The sequence below is a fragment of the Parvibaculum sp. genome, assembly GCF_049672805.1.
Lineage (GTDB): Bacteria > Pseudomonadota > Alphaproteobacteria > Parvibaculales > Parvibaculaceae > Parvibaculum.
Map to the genome: position 1 here is coordinate 1 of NZ_JBATWS010000043.1, position 15,472 is coordinate 15,472.

The window sequence follows — 15,472 nt, forward strand, 5'->3', positions numbered from 1 at the left end:
ATTCAAGCGCGACGCTTGAGCGGCATTACCGCGTCTTCGCCGACGCCTTTAAAGGGCAACCTGCCCGCGTCTGCTATTCGGTCAAGGCGAATTCGAACCTTGGCGTCGTGGCAACGCTGGCGCGCCAGGGCGCAGGCGCGGATGTCGTGTCGGAAGGCGAATTGCGCCGCGCGCTCGCCGCTGGCGTGACGCCGGACAAGATCGTCTTTTCCGGTGTCGGCAAGACGGCAGCGGAACTCACCTTCGCGCTTGAGACGGGGATCGACCGCTTCAACGTGGAGTCAGAACCCGAACTCGAACTTCTCTCATCCCTTGCGGCGGCGCGCGGCCTTGTCGCGCGGATCGCCATCCGCGTGAACCCGGATGTGGATGCAAAGACGCATGAAAAGATTGCGACCGGCAAGGCTGAGAACAAGTTCGGCATTTCATGGAAGCGCGCCCCTTCCGTCTATGCGCGGGCGGGCGAGTTGCCGGGCATTCTGGCAGACGGGGTCGACGTTCATATCGGCAGCCAGCTCACCACGCTTGAGCCTTTCGAGGCAGCCTTTACCCGCGTTGCGTCCATGGTGGAAGCCTTGCGCGCGCAAGGCCATCCGATTGCCCATATCGATCTTGGGGGCGGACTTGGCATTCCCTATCGCGGAGACAATGACATTCCTCCGCATCCTGATGAATATGCCGCCATGGTGAAGCGCACGGTCGGCCATCTCGGCTGCCACCTCACCTTCGAGCCGGGCCGCCTGATCGCGGGCAATGCCGGTATTCTCGTTTCCAGCGTGATCTATGAGAAGTCGGGCGATGACCGCAACTTCCTGATCCTCGATGCCGCGATGAACGACCTCATCCGCCCGACGCTTTATGATGCCTTCCACGCCATCCAGCCCGTGACGGAAGCGGGCGAAAACGCAGAGACCCGGCTTTATGATGTGGTTGGCCCCGTCTGCGAGACGGGCGACTTCTTCGCCAAGGGCCGCATCCTGCCGCGCCTCAAAAGCGGTGATCTCGTCGCCATCATGTCGGCGGGGGCTTACGGGGCCGTGCAGGCTTCGACCTACAACACCCGCCCCCTCGTGCCGGAAGTCATGGTGAAGGGCGAGAGCTTCGAGGAAGTTCGCCCGCGCCCCAGTTATGACGCAATGCTGAAACAGGATATCATTCCATCCTGGCTAGATTAGGCTGGCTTGATCGGACGCGGGAAATCCGCCGCCGGCAGCAGAGCGCTACGGGGCGAGAGGCATTGACCGGCCCAGACGAAAAAATCCGCGACGGTGCATCCAACCGGAGTGAGAAGGAAACTGCACCGCGCCTGCCCTTGCGCGTCGAGCGGCGCGTGCGGGCGGCCCGCCTTCTCCTGCTCATCGAAGCCCTCATGCCCGCGCTCTGGCCCGCAACGGCCTTTGCGGGGCTTTATGTGGCGCTTGCCCTGTTCGGCTTTTTCAGCCGCATCACGCCGGGCGTCCACTGGGTACTGCTTGCGGCGTCGGGTGCCACTTTCGTCTGGCTGCTCTGGCGTGGCTTTCGGGGCTTTGCCTTTCCGACCCGTGCGGAAGCACTGCGCCATCTCGAAAGATCCTCCGGCCTCTCCCATTCACCGCTTTCCGCCTATGAGGACGTGCCTGCACCCGCCACAGGCGATATGGGCCTCTGGATCGCTCATCGGAACTGGATCGCCGAGCGGATGGCGAAAATCCGCCTCGGCCTGCCGCCGTCCATTCTCGCCGCGCGCGATCCTTTCGCCCTCCGCGCCATTGTGGCCTTGCTTCTTGTCGTCGCGATTGCGGGAACCGGCCCCGGCCATCTGAACCGCCTCACGGACGCGCTTTTCCCCGGCGCGTCGGGCGCACGCGCCGCCAATATCGAAGCCTGGGTGACACCGCCTGCCTATACCGGCAAGGCGCCTGTCTATCTGAAACAGGCAGATGACAGGCCCGCTTCCGCCGAAACGCTGACCGTCCCGGCAGGCAGCATCCTCGCGATCCGCGTGCATGGTCTCAAGAACGCGCCCGTGCTTGACCGCCGAGATGGCGAACGCGAGCGCCCGGAAGAACTGCGCACGATCAGCGAAGGCAATCACGCGATTGACGCAAAGCTCATGGAAAGCGGCGATGTGGCGCTCACTGAAGGCGGGCGCATGATCCGCATGTGGCGCTTCGATGTGACGCCCGATGCGCCGCCCTCCATCGAAGTCACGGCCCCGGTCGCCCAGTCCGCTTCTGGCGCGCTGCGTCTTTCCTACCGCGTGGCGGATGATTTCGGTGTCGCCTCGGCGGAAGCCCGCATTGCGCTTGATCGAAGCGGCGTTGAAGCGAGCGAAGAAAATAGCGTCGTCCCGCAGCCTCGCGTCACGGCGCCCGATGTTCCGCTCACCCTGCCTGCGCATCGCCCGCGCGAGGCAGAGGGTGAAACCTACGCCGAACTCACCGCGCATCCCTGGGCCGGCTTGCCGGTGACGATCACGCTTGTTGCGAAAGACGACATCGAACAGGAAGGCATGTCCGAGCCTCTGTCACTTGTGCTGCCGGAGCGCGAATTCACCAAGCCGCTTGCCCGCGCCATTGTCGAGCAGCGCCGCCGTCTTGCGCTTGATCCGCGCTCCAGCGCGAGCGTTGCGCGCTTCATCGACAATTTCACGCAGGATGCCGAACGCTATATCGAAGACAAGGTGGTCTATCTCGCGCTGCGCGCGGCCTATTGGCGGCTCTCGGAAGCGACGCGCGATACGGACCTCACCGGCATCTACGATCTTCTCTGGTCGGTCGCGCTGCGCATCGAGGATGGCGACCTCTCGCTTGCCGAACGCGATCTGCGCGAGGCGCGCGAACGGCTAGCCGAAGCGCTTTCGCAAGGGGCAGGTGATGAAGAAATTGCGCGGCTGATGCAGGAATTGCGCGATGCCTTCAACCGCTACATGGAAGCGATGAGCGAGAAGGCGCAGACGAGCAATCCGCAACTCTCCGGCGATTTTGGCAGCGATATGCAGACCATCGACCGCGATGAATTGCAGGCGATGCTGGACGCGATCAGCGAACTCGCGCAGAGCGGCGCGCGCGATCAGGCCCGCGCCATGCTTGAGCGGCTGCAGAACATTCTCGAAAACCTCCAGCTTCCGAGCGAGAACGCAGGGCTCACCCCCGGCGAACAGGCCATGTCAAACGCTGTCGAGCAGATGGGCGATCTCATCGCAAAGCAGCAGGAGCTGATGGACCGCACCTTCCGCAAATTGCAGGAGATGGAGCGGCGCGCTGGCGAAGTGCCGCCCGGCCTGCCGCAGCCCGGCAACGCGCATCCCGATCTTGGCGAGCTTGGCGCAAAGCAGGAAGCCCTGCGCGAAGAGCTTTCGAAAATCATGCGCGAGCTTGAAGAGGCAGGGGCTGAAACACCGGGTGCGCTCGGCGAGGCAGAAGATGCGATGGGAGCTGCAACGGAGCGGCTGGGGGCCGGACGCGCAGACCGGGCCGCAGGCGCACAGGGGCAGGCCATCGAACGCATGCAGCAAGGCGCCCAGGCACTTGCCGACAAGCTGATGGAAGGTCGCGCAGGCCGCAGCGGCGCACAGGGACGCGGGCAGACCGATCCGTTTGGCCGGCCGCTTTCTGAATCCGGCTCGGCGCAGGGTGATGATGTTTCGATCCCCGACCAGATGGACATGCAGCGCGCACGTCAGATACTCGAAGAATTGCGAGAGCGCGCGCGCGACCTCGGCCGCCCGCAGCTTGAACTCGACTATCTCGAAAGACTGCTCCGGCGCTTCTAGCCCGTCTCGCCGTCAAGCACGGCCTGCACGCGCATGACAAGCTCATCCAGCGTGAAGGGTTTCAGCAGAATGTCATGGATGATCGCTTCAAGCCCATGCGCGCGTTCGCGCTGATCTGAATAACCCGTCATCAGCACGATCCGCAGTTCCGGCGCATCCCGCGCGGCCAGCAGCGCCAGCGTCACGCCATCCATCACCGGCATCAGAATATCGGTCAGCAACAGATCGTAGGGCCGCCCCACCTCCCGCGCGCGGGAAAGGGCTGCCAGCGCATCGCTGCCATCGCCTGCGCCATCTGCTTCATGCCCTGCCCCGCGCAGCGCGCGCGAAACAAAGGTGAGAACGTCCGGCTCATCTTCCGCAATCAGAATGCGCGCCATGAGGTTCAGTTCTCCAGATAGCCGACAAAGGGAAGCTGACGCCAGGCATGGGCATCATCCAGCCCATAACCGACAACGAAACGGTCGGGACAGGCAAAGCCGGTGAAGTCCGCCTTGATTTTCACGGCGAGCTTGCCCGGCTTGTCGAGGAGCACGCAGCTCCGCACACGCGCAGCGCCACGCGCCATCATCATGTCTTTCGCTCTTGCGAGAGTGCGGCCCGATTCCAGAATATCGTCAATCAGCAGCACATCGCGGCCTTCGATGCGCAGCTCCGTATCATGGAGAATCTGCACCTCGCCGCTCGACTTCTGCCCCGTGCCATAGCTCGACAAGCTGATGAAATCCATTTCGGGCGCAAGCCCCGTTTCATGCAGCGCCCGCAAGAGGTCAGCCGCGAAGATGAAACTGCCGGTGAGGATGGGCACTACCAGAAGATCACGCTCGCTCGTTGCCGCAATCTCGCCCGCCAATGCGCGGATGCGGGCAGCAATCTCTTCTGCAGAAAAGAGAACGGAGAGCCGCATGCCCTGCGGCGCAGACTCCGTCACGCTATTCCTCGCCGGACGACATGGCAGCCGCCATGTCCATCTTTTCCGCAAAGCGGATTTCGATGTCACGCGATTCAGGCGGCGGGCTTGAAAGCCGCGTGATAAAGGAAACGGAGCCCTGCGGCTGCAACGTCTTTTCTTCCAGCGCAAAGGTCCAGTGATAAAGCTCGTTCTGATGTTCGTCGCGCAGGCCGACGCGCAGCCTCGGCAACACCACCTCCTCGCCGGTGATGTTCACCACCTCGCCTGCAATGGCGAGAACCGGCAACCCTTCTTCGGTCTGCCGCTCATAGGAAACATTGCGAAACTCAAGCCCGCGCAGATTGATCTCTTCGCCCACCGCCGCATAGACCTTGGTCGTGGCAGGCCAGAAGGCCGCGATCTCATGGCGATAGACATAACCCGCGCCAAGCGTGCCCGCGACGAAAGCGGCAAGCAGCACCCATCCCGCCGCAATGGCAACACGGCTGCGGCGAAGCGATGCCTCGCGCTTCACCTCCGCACGGAAGCGATTGCCGATATCGATCGTGCCTGCTGGGGGCGGCGGCGCTTCTGCAAAGACCACATCATCCGCTTAATCCGATTTGGCTTCGGACTTTGGCGCATTTTTCGGCGCGGCACTCTCAGATGCGGATTTTCCCTTCTCGCCAAACATCTTTTTCTGGCCGGTTGCCGCAGGCACCAGTTCTTCTGCCGTGGGCTTTGCCGGCGCCGATTCCGGCTGCTGATGCCAGCTATGCCCGCATTTGGCGCAACGCACCTTCCGCCCGGACGGCTCGAAGGAAGCCGCATTCACGGGATAGCGCGATGAGCAGGAAGGGCAGACGATAATCATCCAGAAAAGAGCCCGGCGGTTCACAGCGATGGGAAGCCCGGAAACTCGGGCCGTGCCTGAGCCTATTGAAAGACCGCCCATGGTTAAAGCCGCGTTAAAACTGGCACAGTACGGGACAAAATCTGGCGGAAATCTGCGCTTTGTCTGCGCACCACCATCGCAGCCAGCCGCGCGTCCGTGATAGGTTCGCAGCATGATTCGGTTTGAGAATGTAGGTATGCGCTACGGGATGGGACCGGAGGTCCTGCGCGATGTGAGTTTCCACCTCGCGCCGGGCTCGTTCCATTTTCTCACCGGCCCGTCCGGCGCGGGCAAGACCTCGCTCCTGAAACTCATGTTCCTCGCAAACCGCCCATCGCGTGGCCTCATCACCATGTTCGGTGAGGATGTGGCAACGCTTCCGCGCTCGGAACTGCCCGCCATGCGACGGCGGATCGGCGTCGTGTTTCAGGAATTCAGGATGCTCGATCACCTGACGACCTATGAGAATGTCGCCTTGCCGCTGAAAATTCAGGGCCGCCGCGAGGAAAGCTATCGCAGCGATGTGGAAGAGCTTCTCGCCTGGGTGGGCCTTGGCGACAGGATGAATGCGCGCCCGCCCACGCTTTCAGGCGGCGAGAAGCAGCGCGCCGCCATTGCGCGTGCCGTTGTGGCCCAGCCCGACCTGCTGCTTGCCGACGAACCGACAGGCAATGTGGACCCCGAAATGGGCCAGCGCCTGCTCCGTCTTTTCATCGAGTTGAACCGTCTTGGCACTTCCGTGCTGATTGCCACGCATGACCGCGCGCTGGTGGAAGCCGCAGGCGCGCCCGAACTCGTGCTGCGCAATGGAGGGCTGACGATCCGTGGCTGATCCCCATCGCCAACCTCCCCGCTTTGATGCACTTTCTCCTGAGGAGGAAAAGCCGGGCATCGGCGCATCGCTGACAGCGCTTCTGGTCGAGACGCGCAGCATCATGCCTGCTGCGGGATCAACCGGCCTGCCGCTTCTTCTCGTCGTTGCGGCCATGTGCTTCCTCGCAAGCCTTGCGCTTGGTGCCGCCCTTTCCGTCAGCGACAAGACGCGGGAATGGAGCGCCGATATTTCGGGCGCGCTCACCGTGGAACTTCGCCCCTCGCGCGACATGGAGCCGGAAGAACAGGTCGATGCCGTGATGAGCGTGCTCGCCAATGTGCCGGGTATCCTCACCGCAACACCGCTCGGAACGGGAGAAACCATTGCCCTTCTCGAGCCCTGGCTCGGCAAGGGGCTGGTGACGGACGATCTGCCGCTTCCCCGCCTCATCGACATTCGCATCGACCGGGAAAGCCCGCCCGACCTTTCAGCTCTCGCCATCGACATCGCGGCAGCAGCCCCGGGCGCCTCTCTCGACACGCATCGCCAGTGGCGAAGTGAATTGCTGAGTGCGGCGCGTTCGGCAAGCTGGCTTGCCTATGGCATCCTTGCCGTAGTGGCGGGGACGACCATCGCCATTGTCGTCTTCGCAACGCGGGCCGGTCTTTCGGCCAATCGCGAAGTGGTGGAGGTGCTTCACCTCATCGGCGCGAAGGATGGTTTCATCGCTTCGGAAGTGCAGCGCCATTTCCTGCATCTCGGACTTCGCGGCGGCTTTATCGGGGCGGCGGCAGGCGCGCTCGCCTTTCTCGCCCTCGGCTTTGCAGGCGGCACGGGCGATATGTTTCTCGTTGCAGCATCGGGCCTCGCGCCTGAACACTACCCCGCCTTGCTGGCGATTCCCGTTGCGGCAGCGCTTGTCACCCTCACAACGGCCCGGCTCACCGTTCTCAACACGCTGGAGCGCCTTCTCTGAGGTGCTTTGACTTGGCCAGCGCCCCTCCTATCATGCGGCAAGGGTCGGGGCAGAGCCCCGGGGCGGCAAGGGGACTGGGACGGTAATGGCGGCGACGACAAGGCTGCAGCAGGGAATAGGGCAGCGCATCGCCCGTGCCGTTACCGGGCTTGCGGCCCTGTGCGTGGTTCTCTACGTCGCAGGCTTCTTCATCTTCGCCGCAACGCTTGATCGCACACCGCCAGCCGAGGTGCCGGCTGCCGATGGCATTGTGGTGCTGACAGGCGGACCGGACCGCATCAGCGCCGCCTACCGGCTGCTTGAGCAGGACAAGGGCTCCCGGCTTCTCATCACCGGCGTCCACCGCGATGTAACGGCTGCATCCCTCAAGCAAATCGTGCCGGGCGCGGCACCGAAATTCGATTGCTGCATCGATATCGGCCGTCAGGCGGAAAACACCATCGGCAATGCCGCCGAAACCGCTGAATGGGTGAAGAAGCGGAATTATCGCTCGATCATTCTCGTGACGAGCACCTATCACCTGCCCCGCGCCTCGCTGGAGCTTGCGCGCGCCATGCCTGATGTGGAAATCCGGCCTTATCCCGTTTTTCAGGACACGCTGCATCTCGATGGCTGGTGGTCCTATCCGGGGACGACGCGACTTCTCATTTCGGAATATACGAAATATCTGCTGACGCTCGCCCATGTGCGCGCGCAGATGCAGATATGATCTCCCCGCGCAGACATACTGCCCGAAGGAACGCTGCCCAAAGGAACACGACAAAGTGATCTTGCTACGCTCCGCTGCCTTCAACCTGTCTTTCTATCTGATGTCGGTCGTGATCGTGATCGCCGCGACCCCGCTCTTTTTGCTGCCGACCCGCCTGACCGTGAAGGCCATGGCCTTCTGGTCCCATGCAACGCTGTGGCTGCTACGGGTGATTGCGGGTACCGACTATGAAATCAGGGGCAAACTGCCGGAAGGGCCGGTTCTTGTCGCAAGCAAGCACCAGTCCATGTGGGACACGGTGGTGATGACGGCGATCCTCAACCACCCGGCCATGGTGCTGAAACGCGAGCTTCTCTGGATTCCTTTTTATGGCTGGTATGCGCAGAAAGCCCGCATGATCGCGATTGACCGCGATTCAGGGTCGAGCGCGATCCGCCGCCTGATCGCTCAGGGCAAGGCGGCGATTGCCGAAGGCCGCCCGATCGTGATCTTCCCTGAAGGAACCCGCTCCGCTGCAGGCGCAAAGCTCCCCTACAAGCCGGGCGTTGCCGCCCTTTACCGTCAGCTTGGCGTGGCATGTGTGCCTGCCGCCGTCAATTCCGGCCTCTTCTGGGCGCGGCGCGGCTTTTCCCGTAAGCCCGGCACCATCGTTCTGGAGTTTCTGGAGCCGATCCCGCCGGGGCTTGACCGCAAGAGCTTCATGGAAACGCTTGAAACCCGCATCGAGGCCGCGACAGACCGGCTCATCGCCGAAGCGAAGGCTGGGGACAGAAGCTGACCACAGCCTGTGGAAAGCGGGGACAAGACTGATTACATCGAAGGTTCAGCAGCTTGAGCATGCAGCCCTGTGGAGCATTATGCCCGGCGAATGTGTGTGAAATAGAAAATCACCGGCCTCGCCCCACATGCTAGACTGCCGGTCCTTGCCGAGAGCTGACCTGAAAGAGACGAAATGCATCCGATTGCCGAACAGATCTGGGACATGAAATACCGCCTCCATGCGGAGGACGGGACGCCGCTTGACCGCACGGTCGCGGATACATGGACCCGCATCGCAACGGCACTCGCCGAAGCCGAAAAGCCGGAAGACCGTGCGCACTGGGCCGCGCGCTTCCGCGAAGTGATGGACGGCTATCGCTTCCTGCCTGCGGGCCGCATCATCGCAGGCGCAGGCACGGGGCGCGATGTCACGCTCTTCAACTGCTTCGTGATGGGCGAAATCCCCGACACGATGGAAGGCATTTTCGAGAATCTGAAGGAAGCCGCCCTCACCATGCAGCAGGGTGGCGGCATCGGCTATGACTTCTCGACGCTTCGCCCGAAAGGCGCACCGGTAAAGGGCGTGGGCGCGGATGCCTCCGGCCCGCTCTCCTTCATGGATGTGTGGGATGCGATGTGCCGCACCATCATGTCTGCAGGCTCGCGCCGTGGCGCCATGATGGCGACCATGCGCTGCGACCATCCCGACATCGAAGCCTTTATCGAGGCGAAGCGTGAGGTCGGCCGCCTCACCATGTTCAACCTTTCGGTGCTTGTGACCGATCCCTTCATGGAAGCTGTGAAGAAGGATGCCGACTGGGATCTCACCTTCAACGGCACCGTTTACAGGACGCTGAAGGCTCGCGCGCTCTGGGATCGCATCATGCAGGCGACCTATGACTATGCCGAGCCGGGCGTCATCTTCATCGACCGCATCAACAAGCGGAATAATCTCTATTACGCCGAAACAATCCACGCGACGAACCCGTGCGGCGAGCAGCCCCTGCCGCCCTATGGCGCATGTCTTCTCGGGTCCGTGAACCTTGCCGCGCTGGTGAAGGAGCCCTTCACCGAAGCCGCGCATATTGACGAGAAAGAACTCGACACGCTTGTGCGCACTGCCGTGCGCGCGATGGACAACACGATTGACGTGTCGCGCTTCCCGCTGCCGGCCCAGCGCCATGAAGCCCATGCCAAGCGCCGCATCGGCCTTGGCGTGACGGGCCTTGCCGATGCGCTCATCATGTGCCGCACGCGCTATGGCTCACCGGCCTCGATTGAACTGATCCGCAAATGGATGCGCACGCTCTCCCGCGCGGCCTATCTGGCCTCCGTTGATCTTGCCAGGGAGAAAGGGCCGTTCCCGCTCTTCGTGGCGGATGCCTATCTTGCAGGCGAAACCGTCTCTGCGATGGACCGCGATATTCGCGAAGCGATTGCCGAACACGGCATCCGCAATGCGCTTCTCACCTCCATTGCGCCGACAGGCACGATCTCGCTTTTTGCGGGTAATGTTTCCTCCGGCATCGAACCTGTCTTTGCCTATTCCTATACGCGCAAGGTGCTGCTGCCTGATGGCACGCGCCGCGAGGAAAAGGTGAGCGACTTTGCCGTGGATCGCTTTCACGAGATGTTCGGCGCGGAAACGGCGCTGCCGGATTATTTCGTCAATGCGCAGGAGCTGACGCCCGCCGAGCATATTGCCGTGCAAGCGGCCGTGCAGGATTTTATCGACAGTTCGATCTCGAAAACGATCAACACGCCCGCCGATATTTCCTTCGAGGATTTCAAGACCGTCTATCTCGACGCCTATGACAAGGGGCTGAAGGGCTGTACCACCTATCGCCCGAATGAGGTGCGTGGCTCCGTCCTCTCCGTGGATGAAACGCCTGCCACGCCCTCGCAATCCGCACTACCGCTCACCGCACCGAGCGAGCGCTTCGAGAAGGATGGCGTCGTCTATATGTCGAAGCCGCTCGAACGCGAAACCGTGCTGCCGGGCTTCACCTACAAGCTGCAATGGCCGGAAAGCGACCACGCCATCTACATCACCATCAATGACATCATGCAGGATGGCAGGCGCCGCCCCTTCGAGATTTTCATCAACTCGAAGAACATGGAGCACTATGCCTGGACCGTCGCGCTGACGCGGATGATCTCCGCCGTCTTCCGCCGGGGCGGTGATGTAACTTTCGTGGTGGAAGAGCTGAAAGCCGTGTTCGATCCACGCGGCGGCACCTGGATGAAGGGCCGCTATGTGCCGAGCCTTCTTGCCGCCATCGGCGAGGTGATCGAGCAGCACATGATCGATACGGGCTTCATCACCGGCAAGGATAATCGCCCCGTCACAGAAGCATTGCGCGCTGTGGCAGGCGATCCGCCGCCGCCCCATGAAGCTGCCGCCGGCAAATCCCTCAAGGGCTGCCCGCGCTGTGGCGAACGCGGCATGATCCGGCAGGAAGGCTGCGAATCATGCACCTCCTGCGGCTATTCCAAGTGTAGCTGAATCACACAGAGCCCTTTTTTTGACGTGTTGCGGCGCTAGATGTGCCGTCATGTCAATAATGGTCCCGCCATCCGGCACAGAAGCCGCACCCGCCGCAGCCTTACGGATCAGGCATTCGCTGCTCATCGAAAATCCGAACAGCGGCGGCGGAAAAGACTGGGATGCGGAAAGTTTCATCGCCGCAGCGCAGGATGCGGACATAACCATCCGCCATGAAAGACCGGAGGATGCAGAAGCGTGCTGCGCGCTGCTTCAGGAAATGCACGGCATCGACGCCGTTGCCGTTGCAGGCGGTGACGGCACGCTGAGCCCGCTCATTGCCTGTCTGGTGAAGCGGCAATTACCGCTTCTCGTGCTGCCTGCGGGAACCGCCAATGATTTCGCCCGCTCGCTGAACATGCCGCGCGATCCTGTAGCTCTTGCCGGACTTCTGACGGAAGGCCAGATCATCGAAGCCGATGTCGGTTACGCAAACAGCATTCCCTTTCTCAATGCCGCAAGCATCGGCATGACGAACACGATCAGCCGGTTGCAGACGGAAGAGCGCAAGGGCAGATGGGGCATCATGAGCTATGCGCTGAGCGCCATTGAAGCCCATTCGAAATCGCACTCCTTCCGCGCAACCATTGAAGGCGAAGGCAAGCGCCGCAGCATACGCTGCATCCAGCTTCTTGTCGGCAATGGCCGCTATTATGGCGGCGGCATGACGGTTCATACCGATGCCACGCTGACAGACGGGCGGCTTCACCTGCATGCCGTGGTGCCGCGCTCGCTTTTCGGCATGGCGGCGCTGCTACCCTTTTTGCGCTTTGGCCGCACGGACCTCGCGCCGGAAGTGCTGTGCGAGGAAGGTGCCAATATTTCCATCACCACAGTGCCTGTCCGTCATGTCTTTGCCGATGGAGAAGAGATCACGGAAACGCCGGTGCGCTTTCATGTACGCCGCCGTGCGCTTCGCGTGATCGTTGCGAAGGAGGGAGAGAAATGAGCCAGCTTCTGCTGACACAATCTGAAGCCGCGCTGAAGGAGCTTGGCATCGCCTGCCAGTCCGCCAGCCGCTATTACCATACGGCAGCAAGCGTGACGCATGATCGCTGGTCGAGTTTCGCCGCGGCGCGTGCACTTGCCTATCGCGATATCGGCAAGCGCATTGCTGAAGAGCTGAAGCGGGAGGATGTGCTTCCCGGCACGCCCGACGAAGACCTTGAATGGCTGAAGGAAATCACCCTGCGCGCGCAGGCCGTAATTGCGGGCGACGAGGAAGGCATGTTGCTCAGGGGCTTTGCCCGGGCCGAACACAGGGTCTGGAATGCGCTCGGCGAATTTGGCCATGCAGGTGTGCCGCCGATGGCCGCCGAAATAATTGAAGGCCTCGCCAATCATTTGATGGGCGGATTTCTCTGGCTCGGGCGCGAAAAAGAAGCTTTGCTGAAGGAAGGCAAAAGCTGAAAAACGGACAGCCATGCGGGGCTTCATCCACCATCTCGACCTGACCGTGCGCGACCCTCAGGCCTCGGCCCCCTTCTATGATGCGGTGCTGGGTTTCATGGGCTATCGCCGCTGGTCGGAAGACGAAAACGGCATCGACTGGGAACACGCCACCTCGCGCGACAGGCTGCCTACCATCGGCATCTTCCGCGCGCGCGGGCCGAACGCTACCCGCGACCATGATCGCTACTCGCCGGGCCTTCACCATCTCGCATGGCAGGCGGAAAGCCGCGAGGATGTGGACCGTCTCCACGATCTGCTTGTCCGTATCGGCGCGACGGTGCTCGATCCGCCTGCAGACTATCCCGAATATGGCGAAGGCTATTACGCGGTGATGTTTGCAGACCCGGACGGGTTGAAACTCGAATATGTGTATGAACCGCGTCCATGACGAAGCCTGAGATTCGCAATGAGGATGCGCGCCGTCTTTTCCTGGACCATCATGCGCTGACCACACCCGCACCGGACCCACATGACGAAGCCGCCACGCTCTCGCTTGTCCGGCGTCTCGGCTTTGTACAGCTTGACTCCGTGAATGCAGTCGAGCGCGCCCATCACATGATCCTCTTTTCGCGCGCACCTTCCTATCAGCGGGCGCATCTTGCAACGCTTCACCACGATCATGTGTCGCTCTTCGAACACTGGACGCATGACGCCTCGCTGATCCCGGTCGAGTTCTATCCCCATTGGCGTCATCGCTTTCGCACGGCAAAGGCACGCATCGACACGCACTCACATTGGCGCGAACGCTTCGGCCCGGATGGCGAAAAAGTCCTGCGCAATGTCCGTGCGAGATTGCGGCGCGAGGGAGCGCTGATGGCGCGCGACTTCGAGGACAAGGGGCCGAAAGGCGGATGGTGGGGCTGGGGTCCATCCAAGACAGCGCTTGAAGCGCTGTGGCGCATGGGCGAAGTCGCCATCGCGAGGCGCGAAGGTTTTGAAAAGGTCTATGACCTGACCGAGCGCGTGATACCGGAGGAACATCGCACCGTCCGCCCGAGTCTTGCCGCCTCGGAAAACTGGGCCTGTCGCGAAGCCCTCTCCCGCCTTGGCCTCGCCACGCCGCAGGAGATCGCCGCCTTCTGGCAACTCGTGCCGATCGCCCGCGCGAAAGCATGGGCCGCAACCGCGCTGAAGCGCGGCGAGGCGGTGGAGGTGATGGTCGAAGGCGCAGATGGCTCATGGAAAAGCGCGCTCGCACCGGCAGATATTGAAGCGCGGCTCGCCGCCGCTCACGCCGCGCCGCAAACCATGCGCTTCCTCTCTCCCTTCGATCCCGCCATCCGCGACCGCAAGCGCACCATGCGGCTTTTCGGCTTCGACTACCGCATCGAGATATTTGTGCCGGAGAAGAAGCGTCAATATGGCTATTACGTTTTGCCGCTTCTGGAAGGCGACCGCTTTATTGGCCGCGCCGACATCAAGGCGCATCGCGCCGAAGGCCGTCTTGAAGTGAAAGGTCTCTGGCTGGAGCCGAAGGTGAAACTCACCAAAGCATGTGAACGCAGCATCGGGCGCGCCCTTGCCGAACTCGCCCGCTTTACGGAGACGCCGGAGATTGACGCAGCCGCTGCTCTACGGCGCGCCAAAGGCGGCTGAGCCCGTCATCCCGCATGCCCGCTTCCTCAAGATGGCGGAGCGTGCTTTCCAGATATTCCGGGTTCTTGCCGGAACTCCCCTTACCTTCGGCAATAAGCCGCACCTGCGCCTCGAAATCGAGCCGGCCTGCATACTGCCCGTGCTTGCGGTCCACGATGAAGCACAGCGCCTCGACGCGCTTGCCTTCATCAACCAGCTCCACCTCTTTCACCGCCTCGCGGTAAACCAGCGTCACCTGCTCGCGCGCCTGCAAATAGCGCCGCGTCTCCTCCGCGCGCGACGCCGCCACGCGAAAGGCAACACCCCGGCATGAGCCGCCAACATCAAGCCCGAACACAAGGCCCGGTTTTTCCGGTGTCCCGCGATGCACATGGCTATAGACGCAGAAAGAGCGGTGATAGCCCCGCAGCAGTGCCGGTCGGCGCTCTTCATGCTCGAAGCCCGGCCGCCACATCAGCGAGCCATATCCAAAAACCCATAAATCCGGCATTCTGTCGTCTTCCTTGCCGCAAGCACTCTATGGACCAGCGGCTGATTTCGCGCAGAATTGCCCAAAGCCATCTCCACCGCAAGCTGACCGGGGACACATGACGGAACCGATGAACGCGCCGAAGAACGGAACAGGCAGGGGCATTGTCTGGCTGGGCCTTGCGCTTGCCGTGCTCGTGGCGCTCTACACGGCTTATTGGTTCTATGCGGCAGGCGAGATCCGCGCGCGGGTCGAGCAGTTTCAGGCGGCCGGAGAGCAAGGTCTCGTCACTGGCTGGGAAAGCTTTGCCATGCGCGGCTATCCCTATCGCTTCGAGGCAGATTTCCGCCGCCCCTCGGCAAGCGCCCCCGATGCACCGGAAGAATGGAGCTGGGAAGGCAGCCGCGCCTCCATTTCTCTCCTTCCCTATAATCTGCGGCATGCGGTGCTGACACTCGGCGATGAAAACCGCTTCACCTATCGCGACCTGAGGACAAATTCACGCGCCCGGAACGAGTTGCAAACCCGCACCCAACAGGCACGCGCTTCCTATGTCGATCTGAAGGACATGCCTTTTGGCCGCCTCGCCATCGACGTGGAAGGCGTGGAAG

Annotated in this window: 17 protein-coding genes; 12 read left to right on the forward strand and 5 right to left on the reverse strand. The window is 62.2% G+C overall.

What is annotated here, in order from left to right; translation table 11 throughout:
• Both lysA and WBF74_RS01355 read left to right on the forward strand, forming a co-directional pair.
• Nucleotides 1-1,175, forward strand: a 1,175-nt coding sequence (lysA, locus tag WBF74_RS01350) for a diaminopimelate decarboxylase (protein WP_424434073.1), incomplete at its 5' end; no start/stop codon positions are given.
• Nucleotides 1,176-1,237: 62 nt separating this feature from the next.
• Entirely contained in the window at nucleotides 1,238-3,754 is a 2,517-nt protein-coding gene (locus WBF74_RS01355) for a TIGR02302 family protein (protein WP_424434075.1), read from the forward strand.
• Here WBF74_RS01355 and WBF74_RS01360 read toward each other — a convergent pair.
• Genes WBF74_RS01360 through WBF74_RS01375 form a run of 4 tightly spaced genes read right to left on the reverse strand, consistent with a single transcriptional unit; the run spans nucleotide 3,751 to nucleotide 5,715 of the window.
• On the reverse strand, nucleotides 3,751-4,134 hold the full coding sequence (locus tag WBF74_RS01360) for a response regulator (protein WP_424434077.1): 384 nt from the start codon (nucleotides 4,132-4,134) through the stop codon (nucleotides 3,751-3,753). The genes WBF74_RS01355 and WBF74_RS01360 overlap by 4 nt on opposite strands.
• Nucleotides 4,135-4,139: 5 nt before the next feature.
• Nucleotides 4,140-4,661: a hypoxanthine phosphoribosyltransferase gene (gene hpt / locus WBF74_RS01365; RefSeq protein ID WP_424434104.1), complete on the reverse strand. Its 522-nt coding sequence runs from the start codon at nucleotides 4,659-4,661 to the stop codon at nucleotides 4,140-4,142.
• Between the two features lie 25 nt (nucleotides 4,662-4,686).
• Nucleotides 4,687-5,250, reverse strand: coding sequence for a hypothetical protein (locus WBF74_RS01370; protein WP_424434079.1), 564 nt, complete (start codon nucleotides 5,248-5,250; stop codon nucleotides 4,687-4,689).
• Nucleotides 5,251-5,259: 9 nt separating this feature from the next.
• Complete coding sequence (locus WBF74_RS01375) at nucleotides 5,260-5,715, reverse strand: zinc-ribbon domain-containing protein (protein WP_424434081.1); 456 nt, start codon at nucleotides 5,713-5,715, stop codon at nucleotides 5,260-5,262.
• Between WBF74_RS01375 and ftsE the strand changes: the two genes are divergently transcribed.
• The 9 genes from ftsE to WBF74_RS01420 all read left to right on the forward strand — a co-directional run bounded on the left by ftsE (nucleotide 5,714) and on the right by WBF74_RS01420 (nucleotide 14,392).
• On the forward strand, nucleotides 5,714-6,373 hold the full coding sequence (ftsE, locus tag WBF74_RS01380; protein ID WP_424434083.1) for a cell division ATP-binding protein FtsE: 660 nt from the start codon (nucleotides 5,714-5,716) through the stop codon (nucleotides 6,371-6,373). The genes WBF74_RS01375 and ftsE overlap by 2 nt on opposite strands.
• Complete coding sequence (locus WBF74_RS01385) at nucleotides 6,366-7,331, forward strand: cell division protein FtsX (RefSeq protein WP_424434085.1); 966 nt, start codon at nucleotides 6,366-6,368, stop codon at nucleotides 7,329-7,331. Before ftsE ends, WBF74_RS01385 begins: the two co-directional genes overlap by 8 nt.
• Nucleotides 7,332-7,416: 85 nt before the next feature.
• Nucleotides 7,417-8,040: a YdcF family protein gene (locus WBF74_RS01390; protein ID WP_424434087.1), complete on the forward strand. Its 624-nt coding sequence runs from the start codon at nucleotides 7,417-7,419 to the stop codon at nucleotides 8,038-8,040.
• A gap of 55 nt (nucleotides 8,041-8,095) precedes the next feature.
• A complete protein-coding gene (locus tag WBF74_RS01395) occupies nucleotides 8,096-8,818 on the forward strand; it encodes a lysophospholipid acyltransferase family protein (protein ID WP_424434089.1) in 723 nt (240 codons plus the stop codon).
• Nucleotides 8,819-8,992: 174 nt separating this feature from the next.
• On the forward strand, nucleotides 8,993-11,305 hold the full coding sequence (locus tag WBF74_RS01400) for an adenosylcobalamin-dependent ribonucleoside-diphosphate reductase (RefSeq protein WP_424434090.1): 2,313 nt from the start codon (nucleotides 8,993-8,995) through the stop codon (nucleotides 11,303-11,305).
• 49 nt (nucleotides 11,306-11,354) lie between these two features.
• On the forward strand, nucleotides 11,355-12,293 hold the full coding sequence (locus WBF74_RS01405) for a YegS/Rv2252/BmrU family lipid kinase (protein WP_424434092.1): 939 nt from the start codon (nucleotides 11,355-11,357) through the stop codon (nucleotides 12,291-12,293).
• Complete coding sequence (locus WBF74_RS01410) at nucleotides 12,290-12,754, forward strand: hypothetical protein (RefSeq protein WP_424434094.1); 465 nt, start codon at nucleotides 12,290-12,292, stop codon at nucleotides 12,752-12,754. Before WBF74_RS01405 ends, WBF74_RS01410 begins: the two co-directional genes overlap by 4 nt.
• Nucleotides 12,755-12,767: 13 nt before the next feature.
• Nucleotides 12,768-13,184, forward strand: a complete 417-nt coding sequence (locus WBF74_RS01415) for a VOC family protein (RefSeq protein WP_424434096.1) — start codon at nucleotides 12,768-12,770, stop codon at nucleotides 13,182-13,184.
• The gene (locus WBF74_RS01420; protein WP_424434098.1) at nucleotides 13,181-14,392 is read left to right on the forward strand and encodes a winged helix-turn-helix domain-containing protein; all 1,212 of its coding nucleotides are present in this window, start codon (nucleotides 13,181-13,183) and stop codon (nucleotides 14,390-14,392) included. Before WBF74_RS01415 ends, WBF74_RS01420 begins: the two co-directional genes overlap by 4 nt.
• On the opposite strand, the gene WBF74_RS01425 is transcribed toward WBF74_RS01420, so the two are convergent.
• Nucleotides 14,334-14,882 carry a gamma-glutamylcyclotransferase gene (locus WBF74_RS01425; RefSeq protein WP_424434100.1) on the reverse strand — a complete coding sequence of 183 codons (549 nt, stop codon included), beginning with the start codon at nucleotides 14,880-14,882 and terminating at the stop codon, nucleotides 14,334-14,336. The genes WBF74_RS01420 and WBF74_RS01425 overlap by 59 nt on opposite strands.
• Nucleotides 14,883-14,979: 97 nt before the next feature.
• Here WBF74_RS01425 and WBF74_RS01430 point away from each other — a divergent pair.
• Nucleotides 14,980-15,472, forward strand: a 493-nt coding sequence (locus WBF74_RS01430) for a DUF2125 domain-containing protein (RefSeq protein ID WP_424434102.1), incomplete at its 3' end; no start/stop codon positions are given.